This is a genomic window from Streptomyces sp. NPDC004838 (assembly GCF_053600955.1).
Genome location: NZ_JBSGAW010000001.1, coordinates 81,911 through 100,504 on the forward strand (window position 1 = coordinate 81,911; position 18,594 = coordinate 100,504).

The 18,594-nt window shown below is 70.5% G+C and carries 15 protein-coding genes and 1 riboswitch; of the genes, 2 read left to right on the plus strand and 13 right to left on the minus strand.

What is annotated here, in order from left to right:
* Window positions 1–256 precede the first annotated feature (256 nt).
* Window positions 257–1,384, minus strand: coding sequence for a tRNA 2-thiouridine(34) synthase MnmA (gene mnmA, locus ACWEFL_RS00365; RefSeq protein WP_451705240.1), 1,128 nt, complete (start codon window positions 1,382–1,384; stop codon window positions 257–259).
* Between the two features lie 60 nt (window positions 1,385–1,444).
* On the opposite strand from mnmA, the gene ACWEFL_RS00370 reads away from it, so the two are divergent.
* Window positions 1,445–2,215, plus strand: a complete 771-nt coding sequence (locus ACWEFL_RS00370) for an N-acetylmuramoyl-L-alanine amidase (RefSeq protein WP_451705243.1) — start codon at window positions 1,445–1,447, stop codon at window positions 2,213–2,215.
* Window positions 2,216–2,540: 325 nt separating this feature from the next.
* Here ACWEFL_RS00370 and ACWEFL_RS00375 read toward each other — a convergent pair whose 3' ends face one another.
* Complete coding sequence (locus ACWEFL_RS00375; RefSeq protein ID WP_451705245.1) at window positions 2,541–3,704, minus strand: cysteine desulfurase family protein; 1,164 nt, start codon at window positions 3,702–3,704, stop codon at window positions 2,541–2,543.
* Window positions 3,705–3,934: 230 nt separating this feature from the next.
* The gene (locus tag ACWEFL_RS00380; RefSeq protein WP_451705248.1) at window positions 3,935–4,930 is read right to left on the minus strand and encodes a helix-turn-helix transcriptional regulator; all 996 of its coding nucleotides are present in this window, start codon (window positions 4,928–4,930) and stop codon (window positions 3,935–3,937) included.
* A 226-nt stretch (window positions 4,931–5,156) separates the two neighbouring features.
* On the opposite strand from ACWEFL_RS00380, the gene ACWEFL_RS00385 reads away from it, so the two are divergent.
* The gene (locus ACWEFL_RS00385) at window positions 5,157–5,738 is read left to right on the plus strand and encodes a TIGR03086 family metal-binding protein (RefSeq protein WP_451706142.1); all 582 of its coding nucleotides are present in this window, start codon (window positions 5,157–5,159) and stop codon (window positions 5,736–5,738) included.
* Window positions 5,739–5,837: 99 nt separating this feature from the next.
* Here ACWEFL_RS00385 and ACWEFL_RS00390 read toward each other — a convergent pair whose 3' ends face one another.
* From ACWEFL_RS00390 to ACWEFL_RS00435, 10 genes are all read right to left on the minus strand, one after another.
* Window positions 5,838–6,683 (minus strand): thioesterase family protein, encoded by an 846-nt coding sequence (locus ACWEFL_RS00390; RefSeq protein ID WP_451705251.1) that lies wholly within the window; start codon window positions 6,681–6,683, stop codon window positions 5,838–5,840.
* A 55-nt stretch (window positions 6,684–6,738) separates the two neighbouring features.
* Window positions 6,739–7,398: a trimeric intracellular cation channel family protein gene (locus ACWEFL_RS00395; protein ID WP_451705254.1), complete on the minus strand. Its 660-nt coding sequence runs from the start codon at window positions 7,396–7,398 to the stop codon at window positions 6,739–6,741.
* 18 nt (window positions 7,399–7,416) lie between these two features.
* Window positions 7,417–8,907 (minus strand): ABC transporter ATP-binding protein, encoded by a 1,491-nt coding sequence (locus ACWEFL_RS00400; protein WP_451705257.1) that lies wholly within the window; start codon window positions 8,905–8,907, stop codon window positions 7,417–7,419.
* Window positions 8,904–10,100, minus strand: a complete 1,197-nt coding sequence (locus ACWEFL_RS00405) for an ABC transporter ATP-binding protein (protein WP_451705259.1) — start codon at window positions 10,098–10,100, stop codon at window positions 8,904–8,906. The genes ACWEFL_RS00400 and ACWEFL_RS00405 overlap by 4 nt, the downstream gene beginning before the upstream one ends.
* A gap of 83 nt (window positions 10,101–10,183) precedes the next feature.
* Window positions 10,184–11,182, minus strand: coding sequence for an ABC transporter permease (locus ACWEFL_RS00410; protein ID WP_451705262.1), 999 nt, complete (start codon window positions 11,180–11,182; stop codon window positions 10,184–10,186).
* A gap of 247 nt (window positions 11,183–11,429) precedes the next feature.
* The gene (locus tag ACWEFL_RS00415) at window positions 11,430–13,202 is read right to left on the minus strand and encodes an ABC transporter substrate-binding protein (RefSeq protein WP_451705265.1); all 1,773 of its coding nucleotides are present in this window, start codon (window positions 13,200–13,202) and stop codon (window positions 11,430–11,432) included.
* A 131-nt stretch (window positions 13,203–13,333) separates the two neighbouring features.
* Window positions 13,334–14,338 (minus strand): ABC transporter permease, encoded by a 1,005-nt coding sequence (locus ACWEFL_RS00420; protein ID WP_451705267.1) that lies wholly within the window; start codon window positions 14,336–14,338, stop codon window positions 13,334–13,336.
* Window positions 14,339–15,122: 784 nt separating this feature from the next.
* The gene (locus tag ACWEFL_RS00425) at window positions 15,123–15,911 is read right to left on the minus strand and encodes an enhanced serine sensitivity protein SseB C-terminal domain-containing protein (RefSeq protein ID WP_451705270.1); all 789 of its coding nucleotides are present in this window, start codon (window positions 15,909–15,911) and stop codon (window positions 15,123–15,125) included.
* Window positions 15,912–16,067: 156 nt separating this feature from the next.
* Window positions 16,068–16,868, minus strand: a complete 801-nt coding sequence (locus ACWEFL_RS00430) for an enhanced serine sensitivity protein SseB (protein WP_451705273.1) — start codon at window positions 16,866–16,868, stop codon at window positions 16,068–16,070.
* Window positions 16,869–17,545: 677 nt separating this feature from the next.
* Window positions 17,546–18,223 carry an AAA family ATPase gene (locus ACWEFL_RS00435; RefSeq protein ID WP_451705276.1) on the minus strand — a complete coding sequence of 226 codons (678 nt, stop codon included), beginning with the start codon at window positions 18,221–18,223 and terminating at the stop codon, window positions 17,546–17,548.
* 207 nt (window positions 18,224–18,430) lie between these two features.
* Window positions 18,431–18,524, plus strand: a riboswitch (glycine riboswitch).
* The last annotated feature ends 70 nt before the right edge of the window (window positions 18,525–18,594 follow it).

Below are 18,594 nucleotides of genomic sequence, written 5' to 3' on the forward strand. Positions count from 1 at the left end.
GGCTCCCGGTCCGACGGCTCATCGCACGCCTGGGGCTGGGGTGTCGCGACGGCCGACAGGGCGGTGGCTTCGGGTACGGGGGTGGTGTGCCACCGGGTACGGACAGGGTCGGAGGTCATTCCGCGGAGGTCGCCGCCTCGGGCGTTCCGGTGCCGGTGACTCGTGCCGTCGTGCCCTTGTGCAGGGAGCCCATGAGGCCCGGTCGAAACGCGCCGGTGCCACGGCAACTGCGGGTGGCCGCTGGCGGGCCAGGTCGTCAGGCCGCCGACACGGCCGTGCGCGACGTCGTCGCGATCGTCGCCGAGCCCACCACACGGGTGCCGTCGTAGAGCACGATCGCCTGGCCGGGGGCGACGCCCCGCACCGGCTCGGTGAAGCTCACCCGCAGCTCGCCGTCCTCCATGGCGGCCGTCACCTCGGTCTCGCCGCCGTGGGCGCGGAGCTGTGCCGTGTACGTCCCCGGGCCGTCCGGGGCGGCTCCGCACCAGCGGGGCTTGATCGCGGTGAGGGCGGTGACGTCGAGGGCCTCCGCGGGGCCGACGGTGACCGTGTTGTTCACCGGGGAGATGTCGAGGACGTAGCGGGGCTTGCCGTCGGCGGCCGGGTGGCCGATGCGCAGGCCCTTGCGCTGGCCGATGGTGAATCCGAAGGCGCCCTCGTGGGTGCCCACCTTCGTACCGGACTCGTCGAGGATGTCGCCCTCGGCCGTGCCGCCGAGACGGGAGGCGAGGAAGCCCCGCGTGTCGCCGTCGGCGATGAAGCAGATGTCGTGGCTGTCGGGCTTCTTCGCCACGGCCAGGCCCCGGCGCTCGGCCTCCGCGCGGATCTCGTCCTTGGTGGTGAGGGTGTCGCCGAGGGGGAACATCGCGTGCGCGAGCTGGCGCTCGTCGAGCACTCCGAGGACGTACGACTGGTCCTTGGCCATGTCGCTCGCGCGGTGCAGCTCGCGGCTGCCGTCCTCTTTGAGGAGGACGGAGGCGTAGTGACCGGTGCAGACCGCGTCGAAGCCGAGCGCGAGCGCCTTGTCGAGCAGAGCGGCGAACTTGATCTTCTCGTTGCAGCGCAGACAGGGGTTGGGCGTGCGGCCCGCCTCGTACTCCGCGATGAAGTCCTCGACCACGTCCTCGCGGAAGCGCTCCGCGAGATCCCATACGTAGAACGGGATCCCGATCACGTCCGCGGCACGGCGCGCGTCACGTGAGTCCTCGATGGTGCAGCAGCCGCGCGCTCCCGTACGGAACGACTGCGGGTTCGCGGAGAGCGCCAGGTGCACACCGGTCACATCGTGGCCGGCTTCGGCGGCTCGGGCGGCGGCTACGGCGGAGTCCACGCCGCCGGACATGGCGGCGAGTACACGGAGCGGGCGCTGGGAAGTCTGAGTCATAGCTTCACCAGGGTACGGGCCCGGGGAACCGACGGCTCGCGAGTATGCGTTGAAGAGCGCATGGGAAGCGATGCGAAGCGCGAAGGGCTCGGCGGCGGTCCGGGGCGCGGGCGCGGCAGACGGGGAAGCGGCGGGGGAAAGAGCGGCAAAGGCCCGCTCGGCAGGCGGGCTCTGCTGATCGGGAGCGCGGCCGCCCTGGTGGGCGGCGGTGTGCTGGCCCGCGACGAGTTGGGACGGCTGTGGTGGCAGATGCCGGGGATGGCCAAACCGCGCAAGGAGGGTGAGCTGGACCACATAGGCGCGGAGTGGACGGCGGCCTCGCGGGCGAACTGGCGGCTCGCTGACCGCCCCGACGACTACCGCATCGACCGGGTGATCATCCATGTCGTGCAGGGCAGCTATCCGACGGCCTTGAGGGTGTTCAAGAATCCGGGGCACGGGGCCGCGACGCACTATGTCGTGCGCAAGGACGGACATGTGGCCCAGATGATCCGCGAGCTGGACGTGGCCTTCCACGCGGGGAACCGGTCGTTCAACGAGCGCAGCATCGGAATCGAGCACGAGGGCTTCGTGGACCGGCCGCAGGACTTCACGGACGCGATGTACGAGGGGTCGGCGCGGCTCACGGCGGGGATATGCGTGCGGTACGAGCTGCCGGTGGACCGCACGCACATCATCGGGCATGTGGAAGTGCCGGGGACGGATCACACGGATCCGGGGCCGCACTGGGACTGGGACCGGTACATCAAGCTGGTGCGCGCGGCGATGCCGGAGGCCCGGCGGGCGGCGGAGCGGAAAGCGGAGGAGAAGGCCGAGCAGGGGGCGGAGTAGCGGGCGGGGGGCGGGCCGAGCGGGGACCGAGGTGCGGACCCGGTCGGGTCGGATGGGTCCGGGTCGGCTCTCGGATGGGCCCGGAGGGGACAGTTCCGGATTGGACCGGGTCGGGTCGGGGTCCTCGAGGGGCGGCGTGCTGTGGGCGGGCGTAGCCGACGGGCACGGCGCATGGGTCGGTGGGCGTGCGAGCCGGTCGGTGTGCGGGGCGAGCATCGCGGGTGGACGTTGCCGGTAGGCGTGGGTGGGCGTTGTGGGTGGGCGGGTTCCGGTTGTGGCGTGGTGTCGCCAATCGCTGGCGGGCAGGTCGGGCGGGGTGTCAGTCTTAACTCAGACCCGCCGTACGGGCCCGTTCCACCGCCGGGCCGATCGCCTTCGCGACCGCCTCCACGTCCGCCGTGGTGGAGGTGTGACCGAGGGTGAAGCGGAGGGTCCCTCGCGCCAGGCCGGGGTCGGTGCCCGTCGCGAGGAGCACATGGCTGGGCTGGGCCACCCCTGCCGTGCAGGCCGACCCGGTGGAGCACTCGATGCCCTGTGCGTCCAGGAGCAGGAGCAGCGAGTCGCCCTCGCAGCCGGGGAAGGCGAAGTGCGCGTTGGCCGGTAGCCGGTCCTCGGGGTCGCCGCCGAGGATCGCGTCGGGCACCGCGGTACGGACGGCGTCGATCAGCTCGTCGCGGAGGGCACCGATCTCGCGGGCGAATTCCCCGCGGCGTTCGGCGGCGAGCCGACCGGCGACGGAGAAGGCGGCGATGGCGGGGACGTCCAGGGTCCCGGAGCGTACGTGCCGCTCCTGGCCGCCCCCGTGGAGTACGGGGACGGGGGTGTAGTCCCGGCCCAGCAGCAGTGCGCCGATGCCGTACGGGCCGCCGATCTTGTGGGAGGAGACGGTCATGGCGGCGAGCCCGGAGTCGGCGAACCCGACGTCGAGCTGGCCGAATGCCTGGACGGCGTCGGCGTGCAGCGGGATGCCGAACTCTCGTGCCACGGCGGCGAGCGCGGCGACCGGCATCACCGTGCCGATCTCGTTGTTGGCCCACATGACGGTGGCGAGGGCGACGTCGTCGGGGTTGCGCTCGATGGCCTCGCGCAGGGCCTCGGGGTGTACCCGCCCGTTGGCGTCCACGGGCAGGTACTCGACGGTCGCGCCCTCGTGCTCGCCGAGCCAGTCGACGGCGTCGAGGACGGCGTGGTGCTCGACAGGGCTCGCCAGTACGCGTGTCCTGGCCGGGTCGGCGTCCCGCCTCTGCCAGTACAGGCCCTTCACGGCGAGGTTGTCGGCCTCGGTACCGCCCGAGGTGAAGACCACCTCGCTGGGGCGTCCGCCGAGCGCCTCGGCAAGGGTCTCCCGCGCCTCCTCGACGGTGCGGCGGGCCCGCCGGCCGGCGGCGTGCAGGGCAGAGGCGTTGCCGGTGACGGTGAGCTGGGCTGTCATCGCCTCGACGGCCTCCGGCAGCATCGGAGTGGTCGCAGCGTGGTCGAGGTAGGCCATGGTGGCGTCGATTCTACGAGGCGGATCGGGGGGCTCGGACGAGTGCCGGGGGTGAGCGGGTGCGCCTCCTGCAATTCGGGGTGCCCCCGGCCTCGGCGAGCGCCGCGTCCGGACGGTTCGCCGGTCGGGACGTGAGCCGGAAGCGAGCAGAACCGGCGGGCGGCGGCGACTGGGCCGACTGGGTTCGCGGGTCCGGTTCGTCCGTATCCAGCGCGCCCGGATCCGCAACGTCAGTCCGGGGGAGGCTGCCCCGCGTCGGGGCGGTCGGCGGAGGCATAGAGGTCGGTCACCGCCGCCGCCGCGCGGATCAGCAGATCGCGGACGTCCGGAGGCGAGAGGACTCGGACGTCCGCACCGAAGCTGAGGAGGGTCTGGGTTTCCTCGATGGAGGTGTAGCCGAGTTCGAGACGAGTCCATTCGCCATCCATCCCCTCCGGGACGGGATCGGCCATGAAACGGAGGTCAGTGACGCGACGCATGTGGTTCAGCGCGGATTCACGCGCGAGGACCGTGACGCGGATTTCCCATCGGCGGCGTTCGATGCCGGAGCGCAGGGTTTCCCAGACGTCGGCGAGTTCGAGGCCGGGGCGGCGGCGAACCGGTTCGTCGACGATGGTGGCGGAGACCACGCGATCGGCGCGGAAGAGGCGTGCCGATCCCGACTTGTCGGCGACCAGGTACCAGAAGCCCGCCTTGACGACGAGGCCGTACGGGTCGAGGAGGTAGGTGCCGGGTTCGGTCTCGTCGCGGCGGCGGTAGCGGAGCCGCAGCCGCCGATCGGTGAAGACCGCGGTGCTGAGGACGTCGAGGTCGACGGCGGGCTGCGATATCAGCCAGCGTGCCGGGTCCACCAGGACGCGGCGGCTCGTCAGCTCGGCGGCGGGCCGGTGCGGTTCGGGGAGGGCGGCCATGACCTTGCGCAGGGCCGAGCCCAGCGCCTCGTCGAGGCCGAGCGCCGTGTGCGTGCCCTGGGTGGCCAGGACGAACAGGGCGCGCGACTCGTCCTCGGTGAGACCGGTGACATCGGTGCGGAAGCCCGGCAGCAGGGCGATTCCGCCGTGCCGGCCACGCTCGGCGTAGACGGGGATACCGGAGGCGGAGAGGGATTCGATGTCACGGTAGATGGTCCGTATGGAGACCTCCAGGCGCTCGGCCAGCTCGGCGGCCGGCACGAGGCCACGGGTCTGGAGGAGCAACAGGATCGACAGCAGCCGGTCGGATTTCACGGGATGAGGGTCTCCGGAAAATATGACGGTGGTTGTCAGGTTATCCGGGAACAGTGCGCTGCACCGGCGGAACGGGCGGCTGGGGTCGGGAGGACAGTGCGGTTCCGTTTCGCCGGCCGGCCGAGCTCCAGGGCTTGGGCTCCAGGGCTTGGGCTCCAGGGCTTGGGCTCCGGCTCTGCGGAGCCCATACGAGAACCACGTGCACCGAACGACACACACCGAGGAGATGGACCGTATGAACGACCCTCGCCCCCAGTACGAGCGGGCCGCCGACCAGTTCGCGGAACTCTTGAAGACCGTGACGCCGGACCGGCTCGGCGACCCGACGCCGTGTTCGGAGTACGACGTCCGGGCCCTGCTGTCCCATGTGGTGGGCGGGACGCACCGGATCGCGTTGGTGGGTGAGGGCGGTGAGGCGACGACGGCGCCCGCGAGGGTGGACGGCGTCGGGGACGAGGGGTGGGGCGATGCCTACGTCGAGGCCCGTCGGCGGTTCGCCGAGGCGTGGGCGGATGACGCGAAGCTCGGGCTGGAGGTGACGGTGCCGTGGGGTCGAGTGCCCGGGGCCGCCGCGCTCGGGGGATATGTGATGGAGACGGTGGCCCACACCTGGGATCTCTCCCGGGCGCTCGGGCATCCGATGCCGCTGGATCAGTCGCTGGCCGAGGCCGTTCTGCCTGCCGCCCGGGCGATGCTGCCCGCAGGAGGCCCTCGCGGCGGGGAGGTGCCGTTCGAGGCGGTCCGGGAGGCGCCGGCGGGCGCGGACGCCTATGAGCGGCTGGCGGCTTGGCTGGGCCGCGAGGTTTAAGGGGCCGGACCGGCCCTGGCGTACCGGACCGCCTGGCGTATAGGGAAGCCCTGTACGCCAGGGGGCGGGGCTACGGAAGTTCCCGTACGCCCCCAAGGTTCAGCGCGGGGCCTTCGCCAGCTGGCGCGACTGGGCGACCAGCCGGTCCCGGCTGTCCCAGATCTCCGCGTCCTCCTCCAGATAGCCGCCGGCCAGATTCCGGGTGGTGATCGCGACCCGCAGCGGGCCGGGGGCCGGGCGGCAGCGGATGTGCGCGGTCAGCTCGATCGTGGGCGTCCAGCCCTTGAGGCCCAGGTCGAACGCGGCCGGCGGCATCGCGTCCACGGTCAGCAGCAGGGAGAGCGGGTCCGCGTCCCGGCCGTCCACGAGGGAGAACCAGCCGCGCATCTCGCCCTTGCCGGAGGGGGCGCCGACCACCCACCCGACGGTCGCCGGGTCGAGCCTGATGTTCAGCCGCTCCAGAATCGCCGAGCTGCCGGAGAGGCGTGGTGTCGGTCCGTCGTCCGTCCCGAGGCAGTTCTCGTACGGCGGGATGGAGGGCGGCAGCGCCGAGGTCCGCACCTCGTCGGTCAGTTCGCCGAGGTCGCCGTTGGTCGCCAGGACGCGGATGCGCTCGACCTCGGCGCCGTCCTCGCCGTACTGGAAGAGGGACGCCTGCCCGGTGGAGAGGGTGCGGCCGGCGCGGACGGTCTGGGTCCGGATCACCGCCGGGCCGGGCTGGGACGCGCTCAGATAGTGGGCCGAGACCGTGAAGGGGTCCGGATGCGGCAGCACATCTCCCAGGGCCCGCCCGAGCAGGGCCAGCAGATAGCCGCCGTTGACGGCGTGGCTGATCGTCCAGCCCGCCGAGAGCTCCGCGTCGTAGACGCCGGGTTCGCGCAGGGTGACCGCCGTGTCGCGGTCGAACTCGCTGTCGCCGATGGATGCCTGAACCGCCTGTGCCATAGCGGTACCGTACAACAAGGACATACTAAGCGGTAGCTTTCTATGGTTTCCTTCGTCACATCTCCTCGAAGGCGGCCGAACGCCGGTTCCAGGCCCTGGGCGCTCGCCAGTGGAAGCGCATCGCCAGCAGGCGCAGGGCGAAGGCGGTCACCGCGGCCAGGCCGCTGGTGAGCGCGTTCAATGTGTCGAACTTGATGAACAGCACGATCATGACCGCTCCGACGATGGCGGGCACGGCATAGAGATCGCGGTCCCAGCGCAGCAGCGACGGGACCTCATTGGCCAGGACGTCCCGGAGCACACCGCCGCCGACCGCGGTCGCGAGGCCCAGCGCCGCCGAGGAGGTGAGGCCGAGGCCGTATTCGTACGCCTTGGTCGTCCCGGTCACACAGAACAGTCCGAGGCCCGCCGCGTCGAAGACATTGACGCCGGTCTGGATGCGCTCGACCTGGGGGTGGAGGAAGAAGACCAGCGCGGCGGCCACCAGGGGCATCAGAAAGTAGCCGAGATCGGTGAAGGCGGCCGGGGGAACAGCGCCGATGATCAGGTCGCGCAGCAGCCCTCCGCCCAGCGCGGTCACCTCGGCCAGCACGGCGATGCCGAACACGTCGAAGTTCTTGCGTACGGCGAGCAGTGCGCCGGAGATCGCGAAGACGAAGATTCCGGCGAGGTCGAGCGCGTGCTGAACGGAGGGCGTGAAGAGTTCTTGGAACACCGGATGATTGTGCCGGGTCTACTCCCGTGTCCCGCCCGGCCCGCCAGCCCTGTCTGACTCGTCTGACTCGTCTGCCTCATCGGTGTTTCCCGACTCAACAGGCTCGACAGGGTCGGCAGGGTCGGCAGCCGCTACGGCTCCGCTGGCCCCGCCGCCCGCCTCCACCCCGCCGCCCCCGCCGCCCCCTTCGGTCTCGACCCCGGCTGTCTCGGCCCCGACTGTCTGGGCTGTCTCGGCCCCGGCGCGGGCCGTCTCCACCGGAGCCCCCCGCACCGCCGCCCCCGCGTCCGCCGACCGGGGAGCCACCGTCACCACCTCGACCGCCTCACGCGCCGACTCCAGCACCTTCTCCTGTGGCGCCAGGTCCGCCGCGTTCTCCGGATGGTGGCAGGCCACCTGCTGTCCAGGCTTCAGCGCGATGAGCGGGGGCTCCCGCGTGACGCAGATCTCCGTCGCCTTCCAGCACCGGGTGTGGAAGCGGCAGCCCGTCGGCGGGGAGATCGGCGACGGCACATCGCCCTTGAGGAGAATCCGCTCACTCTTGACGCCGCGCCGCCGCGGGTCCGGCACCGGCACCGCCGACATCAGCGCCTTGGTGTACGGGTGCATCGGCGCTTCGTACAGCGAGGCCCGGTCCGCCAGCTCCACGATCTTGCCCAGATACATCACCGCGATCCGGTCCGACACATGCCGGATCACGGAGAGATCGTGAGCGATGATCACATAGGTGAGCCCCAGCTCCTGTTGGAGGTCGTCGAGCAGATTCACCACCTGCGCCTGGATGGAGACGTCCAGCGCGGAGACCGGCTCGTCCGCCACCACCAGCCGGGGCTTCAGGGCGAGCGCCCGCGCGATGCCGATGCGCTGGCGCTGGCCGCCGGAGAACTCGTGCGGATAGCGGTTGTAGTGCTCGGGGTTGAGGCCCACCAGTTCGAGCAGCCGCTGGACCTCCTTCTTCACCCCGCCTTCCGGCGTGATGCCCTGGAGCCGGAAGGGCGCGGAGACGATGGTGCCGATCGTGTGCCGGGGGTTCAGCGAGGAGTACGGATCCTGGAAGATCATCTGGACGTCACGGCGCAGCGGACGCATCCCGGCGACACCCAGGTGGGTGATGTCGTGCCCCTCGAACTCGATCCGCCCGCCGGTCGGTTCGAGCAGCCGCGTGATCAGCCGGCCCATCGTCGACTTGCCGCAGCCCGACTCGCCGACCACGCCGAGGGTCTCGCCGGAACGGACGTCGAAGGTCAGCCCGTCGACGGCCTGGACGGCTCCGGTCTGCCGTCGCAGCAGCCCCTTCCTGATGGGGAAGTGCTTGACCAGGCCCTCGACCTTGAGGAGCACGTCCGGGGCCGCCTTGGCGTCCGGTGCGGCCCCGGTCTCCGTGGCAGCCCCGGTCTCCGTGGCAGCCTCGGTTTCCTTGGCGGCCCCGGTTTCCTTGGCCGCCCCGGTCTTCGGCGCGGCCTTCGCGTCCGCCGCCGCCTGCTGGGGAATCTTCACGTCGTCACTCACAGCTTGGGCGCAATCTCTTCGGTCCAGATCCGCGTCCGCTCCCCCTGCGCCATGTGACAGGCGGAGAAGTGCCGCCCGCCCACCTCGCGGAGTTCGGGGCGGACGGTGCGCGTCACATTGCCCTCGGGCACATCGGCGTACGGGCAGCGCGGGTTGAAGGCGCAGCCGTCGGGGATGTCGATGAGGCTGGGCGGGGAGCCCTTGACCGGGATGAGCCGTTCGGTCTGATCGCGGTCGATGCGCGGCATCGAGCCGAGCAGGCCCCAGGTGTAGGGGTGCTGGGGCTCGTAGAAGACCTTCTCGGCGGGGCCGCGTTCCACGCACCGGCCCCCGTACATCACCAGGATGTCATCGGCCAGTTCGGCGACGACTCCCAGGTCGTGGGTGATGACGATGACCGCGGAGCCGAACTCTCTCTGGAGATCCCTGATGAGGTCGAGGATCTGCGCCTGGACGGTGACGTCCAGCGCGGTCGTCGGCTCGTCGGCGATCAGCAGTTCGGGGTTGTTGACCAGCGCCATCGCGATCATCGCGCGCTGGCGCATTCCGCCGGAGAACTCGTGCGGGTAGTCGTCCACGCGTTTGTCGGGCTGGGGGATGCCCACCCGGTCGAGCATGTCGACAGCGCGCTTGCGCGCGGTCTTCTTGTCGACGTCGTGGTGGACCTGGTACGCCTCCACGATCTGCCTGCCGATCGTGTAGTAGGGGTGCAGGGCGGAGAGCGGATCCTGGAAGATCATCGCCATGTCCCGGCCGCGCAGCCTGCGGACTTCGTCCGGGTCAGCGCCGAGCAGTTCCCGGCCGTCGAGCCAGACCTCGCCGGAGATACGCGCCTTGCGGCGGCCGTACTGTCCCGCGGTGTGCAGGCCCATGATGCCCAGCGAGGTGACGGACTTGCCGGAGCCGGACTCGCCGACGATGCCGAGGGTCCGGCCCTTCTCCAGCCGGAAGCTGAGGCCGTCGACGGATTTCACGAGGCCGTCGTCGGTCGGGAAGTGGACCCGGAGGTCGCGTACTTCGAGGAACGCGGCCGGGGCGGGCGATCCGGCCGCCGCGACCTCGCCGGGGGCCGTTCCCGCACCGGTGTCGCCGTCCGCGGACGTGCCGGATTCGCCGGACGCATCGGCGGCTCCGGACGCGCCGGACGTAGCCGGGGTTCCGGACGCATCGGCGGCTCCGGAGCCACCAGACACGCCGGACGCACCAGACGCACCAGACACACCAGGGGTTCCGGACGTGCCGGACGCGTCCGAAGTGCCGGAGGTTTCGAGGTTGGTCATCCGAGCCTCACTCGCGGGTCGACGACGGCGTACAGCAGGTCCACGACGAGGTTGGCGACGCAGATGAACAGGGCCGCGATGAGCGTGACGCCGAGGATCAGCGGAAGATCCTTGGTGTTGATGGACTCGATCGCGAGCCGCCCGAGTCCTGGCAGGTTGTACGTGGACTCGGTGAGCACCGCCCCGCCCAGCAGCGCTCCGAGGTCGAGGCCGAGCAGCGTCAGCACGGGCGTCCAGGTGGAGCGCATCGCGTGCCGTCCGATGACGACCCGCTCTGTGAGTCCCTTGGCGCGGGCGGTGCGGATGTAGTCCTCGCCCATGATCTCCAGCATGGTGGCGCGGGTGAGGCGCGCGTACATCGCCGCGTACAGGAAGGCGAGGGTGATCCAGGGCAGGATCAGCGTCTCGAACCACTGGGCCGGATCCTGCCCCAGCGAGGCGTACTCGCCGCCGACCCAGTCCAGCTGGTAACTGAAGATCGCCAGCGAGAGCAGTCCGGTGAAGTAGATCGGGAGCGATACGCCGGCCAGCGCGACGGTCATCGCGGCCCGGTCCCACAGGGTGCCGCGGCGCAGCGCGGAGACGACGCCGGTGCTGACACCGCCGACGACCCAGAGCAGACAGGCTCCCCCGGCGAGCGACAGGGTGACCGGGATGGCCTCGGTGAGCTGCGGCCACACCTCCTGTTCGGTACGGAAGGAGTAGCCGAAGCAGGGGGCGGGGCAGTTGGTGACGTCCGCGCCGTTGGCGTACTCCCGGCCCACGAACAGGCCCTGGACGAAGTGCCAGAACTGCACCAGCACCGGATCGGCCAGACCCAGCTTCTTCCGGATGCCCTCGATGGCGGCGGGGTCGGTCTGCTTGCCGGCGAAGAGATACGCCGGATCGGACCCGGCCCACTTCGGGAGCACGAAGAAGATGACGAAGGTCGTCAGGGTCACGACCAACAGCATCATGGCGACGGCGAACAATCGCCGGACGATGTATGCAAGCACTGTGCGCGGCCCGGCGGCGGCCGGGGCGACCCCGGTCGACGGGGTGCTCCCGGCCGCCGCCCGAGGCCATCACCTGCCCTTCGGGACTGGCGGGTTGGGCGATGGTGGGGGCGTGGCCGGTCGCCCGGGGCCGGGCCGCGGGCGACCGTGCACGTCACGGCTGAGGACTGCACGTCATGACGGACGAAGTCACGTCATGACGGACGACTGGACGTCATGGCGGAGGACTGGACGTCATGGCGGAGGATTACTTGACGACGCCCAGGCTGACGTAGTCGTAACGGCCGTTGTAGGCCGCCGTCGAGTAGGCGTTCGTCAGCCGCGAGCTGCGCCAGGTGATGTTCTTCTCGTAGATGAACGGCATCTGCACGGCCAGGTCGGCGACGGCGTGGTTCATCTGCTGGTAGATCTCGCCGGCCTTGTTCGGGTCGGTCTCCTTCAGAGCGTCGTCGAAGAACTTGTTGATCTTCGGATCGTTCGTCTCGGAGATGTTGTAGTTGCCGTTCGTGGCGATGAAGCGGCCGTCGACGAGCGGCTGCGAGAATCCCTGGCCGGTCGGGAAGTCCGGGCCCCAGCCGGACATGACCAGGCCCAGGCCGCGCTGCTTCACCACGGCCGGCGAACCGGTGATGCTGGAGGATTCGGCACCGTCGATCGCCTCGACCTCAGTCTTGATGCCGACGGCCCCGAGGGCCTGCTGGAGCGCCTCGGCCGCCTGGACCTCGTTCGGGTTGTTGCTGCGGGCGCTGATGTTGGTACTGAAGCCGTTCGGCTTGCCGCACGCCTTCAGGGCTTCCTTGGCCTTGGCGGTGTCCGGCTTGCCCTGGCGCGCCTTGATGCCGTACGGGTCGTAGTCGTCCGCGCCCTTGATGCCCTTGGGCAGCATGTTCGTGGCGATGTCACCGCCGGCCTGCGGGCCGCCGCGGACCGTCTGCAGCGATGTGTAGTCGGTGGCGTAGATGACGGCCTTACGGCACTCGATGTTGTCGAACGGCGCGACCTTGGTGGCGATGTCGACATAGCGGACGAAGCTCGTCTCGATGTTGTCGACATTGTCCTTGTGCTCGGTGAGCGCCTTGGTACGGCCCGCCTGGGCCATTCCGGTGGCGTTCAGGTCGAGGTCGTACTCGCCCTTGATGAGCAGTTCGTCGATGGCCTCGATGTTGGAGTTGATCGTGACGGTGATCTTGTCCGGCAGCGCGGGCCGGATCGGGTCGGACGCCTTCTGCCACTTGTCGTTGCGGACGAGGACGATGCTCTTCTTCGGCGTGTACGACTCGAACTTGTACGGGCCCGAGGAGAACGGCTTCAGCTGGTACTTGGCCGCCGTGTCCTTCTCCTTCTTCACCGGCGACCCGGACGGCATGGCGAGCATCTGCTCGAAGTCGCCGTTGGGCGCGGCCAGGTTGAAGACGATGGTCGTGTCGTCGGGCGTCTGGATCGCCTGCAGTCCGAGCTTGTCCGCGGTGGTGTCCTTGTACGGCCCCGGGTACTTCTGCTCCGGGTCGAGGACCTGCCGCAGATACTGCGGGCCGCCGGTGATGACGTCCTTGGCCCAGATGCGCTCGATCCCGTACTTGATGTCCTTGGAGGTGATCGGCGAACCGTCCTCCCAGGTGATCCCGGAGCGGAGCTGGTAGGTGTAGGTCTTGCCGCCGTTGGAGACGACGCCCTTGGCCTTGGCGAGGTCGGGGACGAGTTCGGCGCCCGCGGCGCCCGGTTTGGTCGCGTACGAGATGAGTTGCCGCGCGTAGAACCGGGAGAAGTCCCAGGCCATGCCGTAGTACTGGCGCTGGGGGTCGGCGGAGTCCAGGTCCTGTTTGCCGATGAACTTCAGCGTGCCGCCCGCTTTGGTCGACGGACTGGCGATGCCCTTGGCTCCGGCGTTGAATCCGGCGCCCTTGCCGCCGCCGTTCTCGTCGTCGGAGCCGCCGCCGCACGCCGCGGTGGCCGTGAGGGCGGCCACGACGAGCGCCGCTCCGGCGATGCGCCTGGTCCTCGACGAACGTAGGGGAGTCATAGTTCCTGCAACCTCCGGGGTAGCGCGGTCCCTGCTCGACGCCGGGAATCCATCGGGGAGCCGCCTGACATCTGTGGCAGGGGCACGTTCAGTTGGCCGCGGCCGGGCGGCGCCGCGGGGATCGAGGGCGGTCACCGGGTGCCCTTGGGGTCGAGCGCGTCCCGCACTCCGTCGCCGAAGAGGTTGAAGGCCAGGACCGTGATGAAGATCGCCAGACCGGGCACCACCATGAAGGTCGGGTCGGACTCATAGGTCTTCACCGCCGAGGAGAGCATCTGCCCCCATGAGGCGGTGGGCGGCTTCACCCCCGCGCCGAGGAAACTGAGCGCCGCCTCGGTGAGGATGTTGGTGGGGATCATCAGGGTCGCGTAGACGGTGATCGGGGCGACGAGGTTCGGCAGGAGTTCCCTGAAGAGCACATAGCGCCGGCCCGCGCCCAGGCTGCGGGCGGCCTCCACGTACTCCTTCTCCCGGAGGGAGAGGGTCTGGCCGCGGACGATGCGTCCGACGTACGGCCAGCCGAAGAAGCCGATCACGGTGACGAGGATGGCGACTCGGACGTTGGTCCCGGTCATGCCCAGCAGATCGGTGGGGAGCACCGAGACCAGGGAGATGATGAAGAGCAGCTGCGGGAAGGCGAGCAGCATGTCCATCACCCGGCTGATGACCGAGTCGACCCAGCCGCCGAAGTATCCGGCCATGACGCCGAACACCGTCCCGAGCAGTACGGCGACCAGGGCGGCCAGGAAGGCCACCAGGAGCGAGATCCGCGCGCCGTAGACGATCCGGCTGAAGACATCGCGGCCGTTGCTGGGCTCGACGCCCAGCAGATGCTCGGAGCTGATGCCGCCGTACGAACCGATGGGCAGGCCGAACAGCGGATCGAGCTTGTCCTGGTGGAACTTGTCGGGCGGGTGGCCGAGCAGATCGACGATGAGCGGGGCGAAGACGGCGACGAGGACCAGGAGTATGACAACGATGCCGCCCGCGAGCGCGAGCTTGTCCCGCTTCAGTCGGGTCCAGGCGATCTGCCGCAGTGATCGGCCCTCGACCGACTTCTTGAGTACAGCCGCCGCGACGTCGGCGGTCGCGGCCTTCTCCGCGTCCGCGCTCGTGTCGTGCATTGGTGCCGTCATCGTGGTGGGGCCCCTCTCGGCCGGAGGTGACCGGCCCGTACCCGCCGCTGGAGCGGCTTCGTTCACAACATCCGGTTGGACATGCGGCAGTCGGTACGGAGGTACGGGTTACCCAGCCGTACAAGGGGTGCGCGTCTCCCCTTGGTGCGGGAGTCTTCAACGGTCCCGCGATCACCCGCCAGACCCCCTGAGCAATGGTTGCTCAAACGTGATGCACCCTCAGAGGCTCCGATATCCGGACCGCTTCCCATACTGAGCGGATCGGTAATTGCCGTGTATGAGGCGAAAGTTGGGACAGTTCCCACTATGTGGACCGGAGTGCGTCCGAGGGATCGAAGGGGCAATTGCGCTCGGAAACAGGCAAACGACCGGGCCGGGCACGGCATTCGTGAAGCTCGTGCGGAGCCGGGGTGTGTGGGCCCTTCACACATGCCGTACGGGCCGCGCGCGGAGACCTGCGGAGACCGGGGTGGGCGGTCGCGGCGAACCGGGCGCGCGGGCGGGCGGCCACGCTCGGGGGTCGGCGCCCGAGGAACGGTGACTCCCGGGGTTGGGCGCGCGCTTCCGGATTCAGCGCGTGGGGGCGCGGTGTTCACCCGGATCAGTGCCGTCGGGGATCAGCACCCTTGGGGATCGGTGAACATCCGGGCGAGCCTTCGGGCTTCCGTCTTCTGAAGGATCGGCCCCGATGCTCGGGCTTCGGGGGCCGGCTACCGGCCTCCGGCTACCGGCTACCGGCTACCGGCTACCGGCTACCGGCTACCGGCTACCGGCTACCGCAGGATCAGCGGCCGTGGGGAGGGGGGTAGCCGTAACCGCCGCCGCCATGCGCGGGGTCATGGGCGTCACGGTCGTAGAAGGGCTGGGCATTGGCCCGCAGCCACATCGCCACCGGGTCGTACTCGTCCGACATCGCGACCGTGGAGACGGGCAGCCCGTCCGGCACCGCGGCGATCGACTGCTGCATCATCGCGCGCACCGCGTCCACCGACTGTCTGCCCGTGTCGTACAGATCGAGCCCGATGGCGAGATACGGAGTGCCCAGCGCGGGCTGGACCCACGCGCGGCGCAGTGAGCGGACGGCGGTGGTGCGGTGGGCGTTCTGCGAGAGCAGGGCGTAGAAGTGCTGGATCTCGATGGCCGGTTCGGAGAGCCTGAGCGGTCCGGCCGGCATCCGGTCGAGGCCGGTGGCGATCCGGCGCAGATCCGGCCAGGGGATGCCGACGCCGCCACCGGGGGCATGCGGATTCAGCCAGATGCCCCAGCGGTCGGGGTAGAGCGCTCGGGCGATGTCGAGCCCGCTGACCACCTCATGTGCGCGGTTCCAGCCGGAGACGGAGAGTTCCTGGGCGGAGGTGACACAGGGGGCGTAGCCGACGCCGTCGATCTCCATGTTCCCGTACTGCGCGTCCGGGGTGCCCGGCCGGCCCTGCCAGAGCAGCATCCACACCTGGCCGCCCGCGGGGTCGGCGAGCGCCTTGAGCAGTGCCTCGTACGCGTCATAGCGCCCGGGGGTCACCTGGCGGAGCATGTGCTCGACCTGCCCGGTCGCCGCGGTGCCTGACGCGCTCACCCTGGTCCCGCCCCTCTGTCCGACCCTGTATCCGACATTCGCGACCTCCAGCCGGTGGGAGGCCGACTCCGGACCGCTGGTGGTGTCCGGGCATATGAAACCAGCTTAATCGGCCGTCCTGACATCGACTTGACGTCCTTGAGCGCCACCCGTTCGCTATCTGTGATCCCGCTGATAGAAGGGGCGCAGCTTCTCCAGCATCCAGTCGGCCACGGGGTCGTGTGCGACGTCCAGCAGCACGATGCTGACGGGCCAGGGAATCGGGACCCGGCCCAGCGCCCGGCCCAGGGCGTCCAGGGGGGCGTTGGCGTGGGCGGCGTCGAGGGAGGCGAGCTGGACGCCGATGAAGAGCGTCGGCGGATCGCCCTCGACGGAGGCGAGAGCCCTGCGCGCGGTGAGGACGACGCCGGACTCCTGGAACTCCCCGGCCGCCGCGGCCAGGAAGTCGACGGGCTCGTCCTGCCAGTCCGGCTCGAAAAGCCGTACGCGCCCACCGCTCGCGGGCCCCGCCCCAGGGCCTCCGGCATCGATGACGCCCCCCAGCGGGTCGCCCACCGCCCGGCACAGTTCGGCGACGGCGGGCGGCGGCAGCGGCGCGCCGACGGCGCCACCCGGATTGACGGCGATGCCGAGCTGCGGGGGCAGTCCGCGGGCGAACTCGCGCGCGGGCGCGACGGTGAAGGACATATGGCTGCCGACGCAGGCCATGAACTGCTCTTCCGAGCTGAAGACGGGCACATACGCCCCACCGTCGATCTCCATCATGGGCAGATCGAGGTCCCGGCTCTCCGGGCCGCCGCCGTTGGGCAGCGGCACCCAGATACGGCTCCGCCCGAGCACCTCGACGAGCCGCGCACCCGCGGCCGGGTTCCCGACCGACGCGGCGAGCACCTCTTCCAGCTCGTTCACAGGCCACTGCGCGTAGAGACGCGAATGCGCCTGCTCCGACATGGTCATGCCCCCGACCCTCTCCCCCGGCTCCCACCGGGCGTCCCACGACTGCGCTCCCCCGACTTTAATGCCGTGGAAGGCCGCGGGGGCCGCGCGGGGCGCGGACGAGCGGCGGCCACTTAGCCAAGGTGGACGGCACCGCGAGGCGCGCGGGGCGCAGGCGGGGTGGACGGCGCGGGGCGCGAGGGGCGGGCGGACGGCGCGAACGGGCGGTGCGGTCCAGCCGCCCCCGCCGCCCGGCTGCTCCCGGCCCCGCCCGTCCCGGCGTCCCACCCGCCCTGGCGTTCCGCCCGGCGGGTGGCCGCACCCCACCACAGAGCGGTCTGACGGCGACAGAGGCGGGGGCCAGGGAGGCCGGGACGGGGAGACGGCCGCGGGTACGGGGACAAGGCGCCGGGACGGAGAGGACGGGAACAGCCACGGGGACGGGACGGGGAAACAGGAACGGCCCCTGGGGACGCGGACGGCTGAAAAATGCCCTACCCATCCGGGTGCCCGAGCCCGCGGGCTCGGGCTGGTGCTCGTGTTCCGCTCCCACGTACGCAAGCTCGCGCCCGCGCCCCTGCCTCGTACACAGACCCGTGCCGTACACGGACCCGCGCCCCTATGTCCCGCCTCACAGACGTCCCGTACACGTCCCGTATCCCGTCTCGCGGGTCCGTTTCCGTACTCGGGCGCCGCCCTCAGCACCTCGGCGGGCTGGCGAACCCCATCCGGGTCAGGACCGTCGCCGCGTCCCGGTCCAGCAGCACCGCGGAGGCGCAGCCGGACGGGAGACGGCCGCCCTCCGCGTCCGAGATGAGACGGCCGGCGGCACGGCGGTGGCGGGCGAAGGCGTACCCCGACACTCCCCGGCCGCGCTCGCGCTGCCCCTGCCGGGCGATCTTCGGCGAGACGTCGAGGATGACCAGATGCAGGGCCGTGCCCCGGCGCCGGGCCTCACGGGCGAGCCAGCGGCGCACCCACGCCTGCGTACCGCAGTCGTGGACGACGACGCTCTCGCCGGAGCGCAGGGCCCGCCGCAGCCCCGCGTAGTGCGCGAGGCGGACGAAGGGGCGGTAGACCGCGTACGGCAGAAACCCGGGCATTCGGGCGTCCCACCGGTCCCGCGTGTCCTGGGAGTCGATGCGCAGGCCGCTCGCCGCACGCCGGATCAGCGTGGACTTCCCGCTGCCGGGCAGCCCGGAGACCACCACGAGGTCACCCGCTCCGAATGTCAGCCGCCGCGGACTGCGCCCGGAGCGCTCCCGCAGATCCCGCAGCGCGGGCGCGGGCGCCCCCAGAAGCTCCCGGACGGGCGCCGATGGCTGAGCGGGCACCCCCGCGGTCGTCGCGTAAGCACCGGAGTGCTGCAACGTCATCACACCCTCCCCCACTGTCAGCTCACCGACACACTTGCCCAAGAAGCGTAAAGAAATGGTAATGCGGTTCAACGGGTTTCCCCGTGAAGAGCGTCTTGCCCCATGTCGCGGTTCCGGGAACGGCGACGGGAGAATCCGTTGGGCCCGTCCACCCCACTCGACCGTGAGGCGTGCAATGATGTGCCCGCCAACTGCATACCGGCCGCTTGAATCCGCGCGGGAGAGTTCCGGCCATGCCGCCGGACGCCGAAGGAGCAAGTTCCTCCCTTGAATCTCTCAGGCCCCGTACCGCGCGCGATGAGGCAGATCTGAAAAGCGAGCCGCTGGCAGTGGCTCCACCCAAGGTGCAAGTCGCGACCATCTCTACGTAC

Coding starts and splice junctions, on each gene's coding strand:
- ACWEFL_RS00430 (WP_451705273.1), bottom strand. CDS start 16,868: ATGACCATGTCGGAGCAGGCGCATTCGCGTCTCTACGCGCAGTGGCCT.
- ACWEFL_RS00420 (WP_451705267.1), bottom strand. CDS start 14,338: ATGACGGCACCAATGCACGACACGAGCGCGGACGCGGAGAAGGCCGCG.
- ACWEFL_RS00370 (WP_451705243.1), top strand. CDS start 1,445: ATGGGAAGCGATGCGAAGCGCGAAGGGCTCGGCGGCGGTCCGGGGCGC.
- ACWEFL_RS00435 (WP_451705276.1), bottom strand. CDS start 18,223: ATGACGTTGCAGCACTCCGGTGCTTACGCGACGACCGCGGGGGTGCCC.
- ACWEFL_RS00375 (WP_451705245.1), bottom strand. CDS start 3,704: ATGGCCTACCTCGACCACGCTGCGACCACTCCGATGCTGCCGGAGGCC.
- mnmA (WP_451705240.1), bottom strand. CDS start 1,384: ATGACTCAGACTTCCCAGCGCCCGCTCCGTGTACTCGCCGCCATGTCC.
- ACWEFL_RS00385 (WP_451706142.1), top strand. CDS start 5,157: ATGGACCGTATGAACGACCCTCGCCCCCAGTACGAGCGGGCCGCCGAC.
- ACWEFL_RS00390 (WP_451705251.1), bottom strand. CDS start 6,683: ATGGCACAGGCGGTTCAGGCATCCATCGGCGACAGCGAGTTCGACCGC.
- ACWEFL_RS00415 (WP_451705265.1), bottom strand. CDS start 13,202: ATGACTCCCCTACGTTCGTCGAGGACCAGGCGCATCGCCGGAGCGGCG.